9 protein-coding genes are annotated in these 10,067 nt (G+C 27.9%); 3 read left to right on the top strand and 6 right to left on the bottom strand.

The annotated features are described in order from the left end of the window. Positions 1 to 228: 228 nt before the first annotated feature. From Q0138_RS08135 to nikR, 4 genes are all read right to left on the bottom strand, one after another. Positions 229 to 1,374: an ATP-grasp domain-containing protein gene (locus tag Q0138_RS08135; protein WP_297983196.1), complete on the bottom strand. Its 1,146-nt coding sequence runs from the start codon at positions 1,372 to 1,374 to the stop codon at positions 229 to 231. A gap of 242 nt (positions 1,375 to 1,616) precedes the next feature. Continuing rightward, entirely contained in the window at positions 1,617 to 2,150 is a 534-nt protein-coding gene (hycI, locus tag Q0138_RS08130; RefSeq protein WP_297983194.1) for a hydrogenase maturation peptidase HycI, read from the bottom strand. Positions 2,151 to 2,217: 67 nt separating this feature from the next. After that, a complete protein-coding gene (locus tag Q0138_RS08125) occupies positions 2,218 to 3,102 on the bottom strand; it encodes a methyltransferase domain-containing protein (RefSeq protein WP_297983191.1) in 885 nt (294 codons plus the stop codon). Between the two features lie 256 nt (positions 3,103 to 3,358). Next, positions 3,359 to 3,808 (bottom strand): nickel-responsive transcriptional regulator NikR, encoded by a 450-nt coding sequence (gene nikR, locus Q0138_RS08120; RefSeq protein WP_297983189.1) that lies wholly within the window; start codon positions 3,806 to 3,808, stop codon positions 3,359 to 3,361. A 385-nt stretch (positions 3,809 to 4,193) separates the two neighbouring features. On the opposite strand from nikR, the gene Q0138_RS08115 reads away from it, so the two are divergent. Then, entirely contained in the window at positions 4,194 to 4,994 is an 801-nt protein-coding gene (locus Q0138_RS08115) for an alpha/beta fold hydrolase (RefSeq protein ID WP_297983186.1), read from the top strand. 217 nt (positions 4,995 to 5,211) lie between these two features. Here the strand turns inward: Q0138_RS08115 and Q0138_RS08110 are convergent, their stop codons facing one another. Together Q0138_RS08110 and Q0138_RS08105 are read right to left on the bottom strand one after the other, a co-directional pair. After that, on the bottom strand, positions 5,212 to 5,676 hold the full coding sequence (locus Q0138_RS08110; protein ID WP_297983184.1) for a hypothetical protein: 465 nt from the start codon (positions 5,674 to 5,676) through the stop codon (positions 5,212 to 5,214). 386 nt (positions 5,677 to 6,062) lie between these two features. Continuing rightward, positions 6,063 to 6,530 carry a HEAT repeat domain-containing protein gene (locus Q0138_RS08105; protein ID WP_297983182.1) on the bottom strand — a complete coding sequence of 156 codons (468 nt, stop codon included), beginning with the start codon at positions 6,528 to 6,530 and terminating at the stop codon, positions 6,063 to 6,065. A gap of 538 nt (positions 6,531 to 7,068) precedes the next feature. Here Q0138_RS08105 and aksF point away from each other — a divergent pair. After that, on the top strand, positions 7,069 to 8,067 hold the full coding sequence (aksF, locus tag Q0138_RS08100) for a homoisocitrate dehydrogenase (RefSeq protein WP_297983180.1): 999 nt from the start codon (positions 7,069 to 7,071) through the stop codon (positions 8,065 to 8,067). A 306-nt stretch (positions 8,068 to 8,373) separates the two neighbouring features. Beyond that, positions 8,374 to 9,867: a class I adenylate-forming enzyme family protein gene (locus Q0138_RS08095; protein ID WP_297983178.1), complete on the top strand. Its 1,494-nt coding sequence runs from the start codon at positions 8,374 to 8,376 to the stop codon at positions 9,865 to 9,867. Positions 9,868 to 10,067: the final 200 nt, after the last annotated feature.

The following is a 10,067-nucleotide window of genomic DNA, read 5'->3' as shown; positions in this document are numbered from 1 at the left end:
AAAAAATAAGAAAAAAATAATAGATAAATCCTAACTCAAAAAATAAGAAAAAAATGGGTCTGTTGAAAACCTATTTTAAAAATTTATTTTATTTATTTTAATCAGTTATTTTAGGAAATTTTTTATAAAAATTTTTAGGATTTCAACAAAGCCAAAAATTATAAAAAAAATATTATATTAAAAAAATAACTTAAAAAAATAACTTAAAAAAATTAAGAATTTAATAAATTAGTTAATGGAATAATCATTTCCAGTTAATTCCTTAGCAATTTCAAAGGTTTCTTCACGAGTATTTCCTCTAATGGTAATTCTTTCATAATCCTTTGGACCATGAACTATGAAATTTCCATTGATATACTCCTTTAAAGGCTCTTGAGGTTTGGGACCTTCATAATTACCAATAGGAATTTCCAAAGTGTAAAACTTCTTCATTTCCCTCTCAAGACTTTTGACATCAAAATCACCTACTGCAATGTCTACCAATAGGTTCAATGGATTAAATCCTGTACATGCAAAGGATAAATACCTTGTTCCGCTAGGGCGTGTGTTTATTTCAATAGCATAAACCTTATTTTCATCCTTGGAATATATCAGATCCATATCAATGGTTCCCTCAGATTTAAGACTTTGGGCAATATGCCTTGCAATCCTTCTAAATTCCTCATTGTCAAATCCTTCAAAATCACATGGGCCATACCTAAGCCTTTTTATTGGATGAATACCTTCCAAATTGGTATCTCCCTTATAGACAGGAACAAGAGGCAGGTACTCCCCATTCCATGAAACAACCTCTATGGAAACTTCACTTCCTTCAATAAACCTTTCAATCAAAGCCTGTGAAAAATTCTCAAAATAATTCAAAACATCATCAAAGTCATCAGTTATGCAAATGTCCTTACCGCCTTGACCTTCACCCTGCTTTAGGACAATAGGAAAGTCAAATCCTAATTTTTCCAAAAATTCATCCTCACTTTTAAAGTCATCCTTAGCCAAGACCTTAGCCTCTGGAACATTAAGACCGATTGACTTGAAAAACTCCTTTGTTCTTATTTTATCTGAAGCTATTTCAACAGCATTTACATTGGAGGAGATAACTGGAATATTGTGTTCTCTCTCGATTTGCTCCTTCATGATTGCAACATCCATAAGTGGAGGATCTATACCTAAAAGGGGAACGATTGCATCAACACCCTCTTCAATGGCAATTTCCATAGGTTTGTCCATTCCACGAGGAACTATATAATATTTTGTAGGCAAATCCAAATTGGGAGCATCTTCATTAGATTCTGTTATAATACTTTCAATTCCAAGCTCATTAACATGATAACTGAGATCATCATATAATCTGGAACCGATAAACAAGACTTTTTTCATAAAATCACAATAAGTTTTAATTCAATATTATATTTAAAATTAGTTTTTTATAAAATTTTCTTAAAAAAAAGCCTAAAAGATTAAAATAAGCTTTCTAAAAAAATAGCGGAAATAATAAATTAAAAAAATGTTTAATAAAAACTGGAAATAAATTTTATAAAAAAATGTTTAATAAAAACTGGAAATAAAATTTATTAAAAAAAATATTTATAAAAATGAGAAAATTAATTTTATTAAAGAACTTAGTCAAAAAGAATCTCTGAAAATATATTAATTAAGTTATTGGAAGCCAATTCAACTTCTTCACTTAATTCCATAGACAAATCCATGATTTTAGGCTCAATTCCAATGAATTGAATATTATACTCCTTTTCCATCTCCAAATACCTGATTAAAAATGAAAGAGACATTGAATGGGTGGAAATGCTAATATCCGAAATATTTTCCTTATCCACAATAGCTATCTCTCCAGCTTTCCTATTCATTAAACTGGCATCGATTAGAATGATATGTGAAGGATTGTGCTTTTTAATAAGCCCTGTAAAGTTTTCAGGAACTGAACCTCCATCAATCAAATAGAGCTTATCCATATTCACAATTGGCTTTTGGACACTTTCATGACGAGATTCCTTTAAATCGGACAATTTAGAAATGATATATGGACCTAATCCATCATCCCCCCGAATATCATTGCCAATTCCTAAAATAACTAAAGAAGAACAGCCGCTTAAAAACTCTTTTATGTCCCCTTTAATATTCTCCAAATCATTTAACATAAAAACACCAGCAAAAAAACAACAAAATTGAAATAAATAAATAAATAATTTAACAGAAAAAATCAAATTATCTGATTAGTTCTGTTTTAATTGTTTCAACTCCTCCCCCCATCACATATTCAAGTTTGATTTTAATCTTTTCACCAATATCTGCCTCAAATTCCTCAATTGGAACCAGCATCACAGGATTTAACATTGGAGTGGGACCGCATATAATATTTTCATTCAATTTTGTATAGCTACTTAATCTAAGTCCGTTAATTTTAATTTTATTTTCATCCTTATTAAAGCAATCAGATTTTTCAAGGACTGCCTCTTTTTTGAAAAAGTCCCCATTGATTTCAAATTCTATGACTGTGCTGAATTCCTCTTCAATAAATTCTCTAAAATCAAATTCCGAATAAATCTTATCTTCAGTCAAGATTTCATAAATTGGACTGGATTCATTATCTTCATATTGTATGAAATGATTGTTTAGATAAACCAATTCAACAGCATTTATAACTGATTGAGGAATAATCCTTCCATTTTCCTTTAAGAATTTCCTTGCATGATTTAAAACCGGAACTTCCTCTTCATCAATTAAGGCAGTATCTAGCATTTCACAGATAATCAAATCTGCCTTTTCCAGCTCTTCAAAGTCTAAATCAAGAACATTTTGATTAAAAACCTCAACATTATCAAACAATTCAAGATTTTCCCTTGTTGAAGATATGATTGAAGGGCTCATCTCCACTGAATAAATCTTATCAAAATAATCCTTTGCAAAATAAGTTAAAACTCCGCTGCCTGCACCTAAATCATATGCAACTTTTAGATTGGAAGCTTCCAAATTGTCAGAGCATTCAAGAGACATTTCTTTTGAAAAATCATCAATGGCTTCCTTGAAAACACTTAACCTTTCATAATCCCTTAAAAGATTAAAATGATAAGAATTTACCTTAAACTTCATACAAAACACAAAACAAGTAATTTGAAAAAAAATAATTAAAAAAAAGTTAATAAAATAAGAAAATGTTAAAAATAATAAAAATTTATTGAATAATTAATTAAATTAAATAAAATTAATTAAAATTTTTAAAAAATTAATAAAAATCAATGAAAATTAATGAAAATTAATAAAAATTAATAAAAATTAATAAAAATTAATAAATAAAACAAATAAATTCCATTAAATAATTTAAAATAATTTAAAATAATTTAATTAATTATAATTCTGAATCTGAATGATCGTGGTCAGGTTCATGATCCAATGCCTCACCATTTGCAGTACTGGTAAGTTTTACATGTTCAACACCTTTAAGTCTCATCATTCTTTCAGTTAAATCCCTAATTTGTGTAACTTCTCCATTTACAACAATGACTTCCATACAGTATTTGTGAGTCATGTGAATGTGCATACTAGCATTGATTTCCTTTCTGTAGTCATGTTGAATATCAGCAAGGCTTTCCATAACACCGGTAAAATGATGGTCATAGATTACAGTAATAACTCCTACTCTTTGACCTTCCATTTCATTCATCCATTGATATCTTAAAATATAATCACTTAAAGCATCACGAATACCTTTAGAACGAGATTGATAACCCCTATCCTTTAAGACTTCATCAAATTCAGCTAAAAGCTTTTTTGGTAAAGACATACTTATTCTCATCATAATTAACACCTAAAAACTACAATACTAATTAATAACTTTTCATAAAAATTTAAAAGAAATTATTAATCATTAATATATTATTACATAATATCATATAAATATTACTGATTAAATTATTAACTATGTTAAGACTTTTTTTAAAAAGAAAATACAATAATCTATAAAAAAACAAGGATTAAATAAGTGGAATTTGAAAAATAAATACAATAGTTAAAAAGATTTTAAAATCATTTAAAAAATAAAAACCAGTAAAATAACTATTAAAAAACCATAAAAATCATAAAAATCATAAAAATCATAAAAATCATAAAAACTTATTTATAAGATTTTAATAATTATTATTAAAATAAAAACTATTTAAAAAAATTAAAACAAAAGTGAAAACATGGCTAAAATAAAAGTTAATGATATTTTAATCAATTACGAGCTTAATGGAAATCCAAAAAGTGATTTTACAATTGTATTTGTACATGGATTATCCGATAACCTCAATTATTGGAAAATATTAAGCGAAAAATTAAATGAAAACTATCAAACATTGATTTTTGACCTTAGAGGACATGGAGAATCTGAAAAAGGAAAAAGGGAAATCACAATAGATTGTTATACAGAAGATCTCTTTTATTTGCTAAAGTCATTGAATATAGATAAGGTAGTTCTCATTGGCCTTTCATTAGGAGGAAACATTGCAATGAACTTCACTGCAAAGCATAATGAGATGGTCAAGGGAGAGATTATCATGTCAAGCTTTTGTGAGTTTACACCACATCTGGAGGCAATTTTCAAATCATTTGAAAAGGCCATTAAAATTGATTTCCTTCACTTTTATGACACCATAATCCCATATTGCCTTTGTGAAGAGATTTTGGAAAAAAATAGGCAAACACTGGAGACAATTAAAATAAATGCTTCAAAGGAAGCAGACTGTGAAGGAATTCTTGAAGGAATAAAAGCTGGAAATACATTAGATATCAAGGAAAATCTTTATAAAATCACATCTCCAACACTTATCATAGGAGGAGAGGATGACGAATTAACCGACATTGAACACCAGGAGGAAATCCATAAAAACATAAGAAATTCAGAGATTATATTTCTTGAGAATACCAAACATAACCTTTTAATTGGAAGAAATATTGAAAAAATAGACAATATGATCAATGAATTTTTAGAAAAACTGGAATAAGAATAATTTCTAAAAAAACCTAAAATCTAAAAATTAAATAAAAATAGAAAAAACAGAATAAAAAAATCCGAAAAACCTAAAATTAAAAATTAAATAAAAATAGAAAAAATAAAATAAAAATCAAAAGCAAAACATCTGATAAAAATTAATAAAAAGAGATAAAAAGAGATAAAAAGAGATAAAAAGAGATAAAAAGAGATAAAAATTTAAAAATTAATCATAAAAGCTTATAATAATCCCCATTTTCCTTATAAATAGGTTCAATAAGCCCTTTATTTTCCAAAGATAAGATAATGTGATACATTCTAAAATCAGTTAAATGTAAGTCGCCATAAAGAAGACTTCCTTCAATCTTGTATCTTGAAACCATATTTTCATCATCAACTAATCTTTTTATAAGCTCAAATGAAGCCTTTTCCTTTTGATTCAATTCAGCCAAAAGAACGTCCTGTTTTGAATCCACAGTATTTATTTCCTCTTCAACACGTTCCAATTTAACATTGGAATTTTCATAAATGACAAGACCTAAGGCTTTTAAACTATTTAATAAATCATTTAAATCATGCTCATAAATATTCATTTCATCTTTAATAAGAGACATTGGTATAAATTCATCATAAGCATTGCCATGAGCTTTAATATGGTTTAAAACATCTTCTTCTTTTTTTGTTATTGTAATCATAGTATACCCTTTTAAGAAATAAAATAAAATTTGATAAAAAATAAAATTTAATTAAAAATAAAATTTAATCTGCCAATACTAAATTAATAATATTTTGTAAAACATTATAAATAAACTTATAGAGAGTGTATGAAAAATAATAATTTTAAAAAGTCATTAAAGATAAAATTATTAAAAATTTTTATAAAAAAATTATAAAAATAGCTAAAAATAGTAAAAAAAATGATAAAATTATTAAAAATTTTTATTAAATAAAATCTTAAAATAGCTAAAAATAGTAAAAAAATGATAAAATTAGTAAAAAAGTGAAAAAAGTAAAAAAAAAAGTAAAAAAAAGGTTAAAAAGTAAAAGTAAAAAGTAAAAAGAAAAAGAGAATTAAAACTATCTATTCAGTTTTAAGTTTAGAAAGAGCGTCCTTAGCACCATATTGTACAAAAGAACTTTCGTCTTCCAATAATTCTTCGAGTTTTGGAATAGCTTCAGTTGCATTTAAAGCTTCTAAAATCCAACATGCAGCTCCTCTAACTCTCCATTTGTCATTATCTAAAAGTTCCATAACAGGTTCAATAGCCTCATCACCCATTTTAGTTAAAGCAGTGGAAGCAGCTCTTCTTACAAGTTTATTTCTATCATTTAAAGTTTTAATTAAAGCTGGAATTGCTTTGGTATCACCAATAGCACCTAAAATATCTGCAGCATTTATTTTAATATCCTTATTTCTTTGACCTAAAGCACCAATAAGAGGTTCTACAGCTTCTTCACCTTTAAGTTCAAGTAAACCTACTGCTTCTTCCTTAACAAAATCATCAGAATCTTTTAAGTCTAAAATTAAATCTTCAATTGATTTTTCCATAATATTACCATCCTAATTATCCAAATATATTTTTAATGCAAGGAATTATTAATCAATAATAATTTTACTTATTATCAATTTTTATAATTACATATACTTAATTATTATTTTAATTTATAGGTATATAAACCTTTCTATATATTACGAACAGTATTATACTATACAAATAAAATTTAAAAAAACCAAAACACTGCAAAATAAAAGAAACCAATAATGCACATACATATACATCATAGTAAGAAAATTAAAAAAGATTAAAATACTTTAAATGAGATATAATTATTATATTTAAAAATCTATTTTAAATATTTAAAAATCATAGATTTAAAAAAATTTAAAATAATAAAATACGAAAATAATTAAAATATTAAAAAATATTAGCCTCATTAATGAAGAAAATCAATATTTTTGACATTTTAATTATCTATTCATATTTTATTTTATTTATTTTATTTATTTTATTTATTTTATTAATTTATTTATTTTATTTATTTTATTTATTAAATTTTTATTTAAGGAAAAAAGGATTCTGTTAATAATGATAAGGATAGCAAGAATAGATGGAGATGGAATAGGCAAGGAAGTGACTGAAGCAGGAGTAGCAGTTCTTGAATCCTTAGACCTGAACATTGATTTTATAGAGGCTGAAGCCGGAAGGGAATGCTTTGAAAAAAATCAGACAACCATCCCTGAGGAAACAATAAAAATTGCAAAAAATGCAAAGGCAACCCTTTTTGGTGCAATCACATCAACACCAGGTCAGAAAAGTCCAATAATTACTCTTAGACAAGCCTTGGATGTTTATGCAAATCTAAGACCTGTAAAATCATTTAAAGGAGTAAACTGCCTATTTGATGATCTGGACTTTTTAATAGTCAGGGAAAATACTGAAGGTCTCTATTCAGGAGAAGAAACTGAAACAGGGGACAAGGCTGTTGCAAAAAGGATAATCACAAGAAAGGCAAGCGAAAGAATTTCACGCCTTGCATTCAATCAGGCAATTAAACTCAATAAAGAATCTGTAACCTGTGTACACAAGGCAAATGTCCTGAAAAAGACAGATGGAGTATTTAAAGACTCATTTTATAAGGTTGCAGAGGAATTTCCAAATATAAAAACAAATGACTACTATGTTGACGCAACTGCAATGTACCTTCTTACAAAGCCACAGGAATTTGATGTAATCGTTACATCAAACCTATTTGGAGACATACTGTCAGACGCTTCAGCAGGCCTTGTTGGAGGATTGGGACTTGCACCTTCCGGAAACATTGGCGACAAACATGGATTGTTTGAACCTGTTCACGGATCTGCACCTGACATAGCTGGGCAAAACATATCAAACCCAATTGCAATGATATTATCCGTTTCAATGATGCTTGAATATTTAAATGAGGATTACTATGCAAAAACAGTGAAAAATGCCTGTGAAAATGTTTTGGAAAAAGGAAAATGCTTAACACCAGATTTAGGCGGAAACAATAAGACAATGGAAGTAACTAAGGAAATAATAAGTGAAATCCAAAGATTATTGTAAATTAAAAAGCAAAAATAAATTAACACAATACAAATCCTTAAAATGACAAAAGATCTTTAAATTAAAAATAAAGAGTTTTAAACTAATAAAAGTTCTTTAAATCAAAATTTAAAATAAAATTAAAAATAAAAACTTTTAAAACTAATAAAAATTCTTTAAATAAAAAATAAAAATAAAATAAAAACTTTTAAAACTAATAAAAATTCTTTAAATAAAAAATAAAGAATTAAAAAACTAATAAAAGTTCTTTAAATTAAAAATAAGACTAATAATTAAAAATTAATTACAATGATAAGAGGGCATAAGATGTTAAATATCACTACATTCCTAGATGCAAATGCTTGCAGATTAGATAAAGAGGTTTTTTATTCTCCAGAAAGAAATATCAGATACAATTCTTCCCAAATACTCTCAATTGTTTCAGGAATTGGAAGATTGCTAAAGGAAAAGGGAATAGAAAAGGGAGATAGAGTATTAATCTATTTAAACAACTCTCCAGAATATATATTTTCACTATTTGCAATATGGAGAATAGGCGCAATAGCTATTCCAAGCAATAGAATTCTTACAAGTGCAGAAATTGAATATATGGTAAATGATTCAAAGGCAAAACTGATCATATGTGATGAAGATGCCATCGACACAATCTCAAACATTAATGCAGAATATCACATCATGGAAAATTGTGAAGAGTTTTTAGGAAGTGAAGTGCTCTCTGCAGAGGAAACTGATTGGGATGACTTATGCCAATTGCAATACACTTCAGGAACAACAGGAAAGCCTAAGGGATCCATGTTGACTCACGGAAACTGGTTTACCTCAATCCATAATGCATGTGACGTTTTGACATTGAAGGAAAATGACACCTTCCTCTGCATATATCCAATGGCTCATGTAGGCATTTCATGGGCAGTTGCTGCCTTAAGGGCAGGAGCCCTTTACATTATGATGGAATTCTTTGAAATAAACCAGTACCTTGAGCTTTGCGATAAGGAAAATGTCAGTGTCCTTTCAGGTATGCCTCCAGTGATTCACACCTTGACAAATCTTGAAAAGGAAAAGAGAAAAAAGCTTTTCACAGTCAGGGAAATCATCAGCGGAGGAGGACCATTGCATAGAAAAATCTGGAAGAAATTCATGGACCAATATCACATTCCAATCATTAACGCATATGGATTGTCTGAAACAATCGTTATCGGTACAGGAACTGTAATCAGACCTGAAGACTATGAGACAGCAGACAGATTTGAAAGTGTAGGTCATCCAGTCTGCTTTTCAGAGCTAAAGATAGTGGATGAAGATGATTCAGACAAGATTCTAGGCAAATATGAGCATGGAGAAATAGCCTTAAGAGGACCTGCAATAGCTAAAGGATATTGGGGAATGGAAAAGGAAACAAAGGAATCATTCCTAGAAGACGGATGGTTTTTAACAGGAGACATCGGTTATATAGATGAGGACAATCGTTTGTTCATCACCGACAGAAAGAAAGACATGATTGTAATGAGCGGTTGGAAAATATATCCTACAGAGGTTGAGGAAATATTAATCAAGTATCCGAAAGTTGATGAAATTGCAATCTTCAGTATTGGAGACTGTCATAGGGGAGAGCTTCCAGTTGCAGCAGTCGTTTGGAAGGATGAAGAAGACAAGGAAGGATTGATAGAATACGCTAAGGAATACCTGGCAAGATACAAGGTTCCTAGAAAAATATTTACAATGGATAAACTTCCAAGAGTAAATGGATGGAAATTACTTAGAAGAGAATTAAGGGAAATGTATTCCCAAGAAGAAGATTAATTATTTAATCTTCTATTTTTTCTTAAAATCTAAAAACAGTAACTTTAAACTGAAAACAACTATTTTTAAAAATAATTAATTAAAATTCTTAAAAAAGAAAATAAGATACCAAATTAAATAAAATTTTAAAAATAATTTTTAAATAATAAAAAAAATTAAAAAATAAAAAAAATAAAAAAAGTGAAAAGAAAGAACTTTAA

The sequence above is a fragment of the uncultured Methanobrevibacter sp. genome (genome assembly GCF_937906425.1).
Taxonomy (GTDB): domain Archaea; phylum Methanobacteriota; class Methanobacteria; order Methanobacteriales; family Methanobacteriaceae; genus Methanobrevibacter.
Note: the sequence above shows the minus strand (reverse complement) of the source record. Positions and strands in the feature narration are given on the sequence as shown.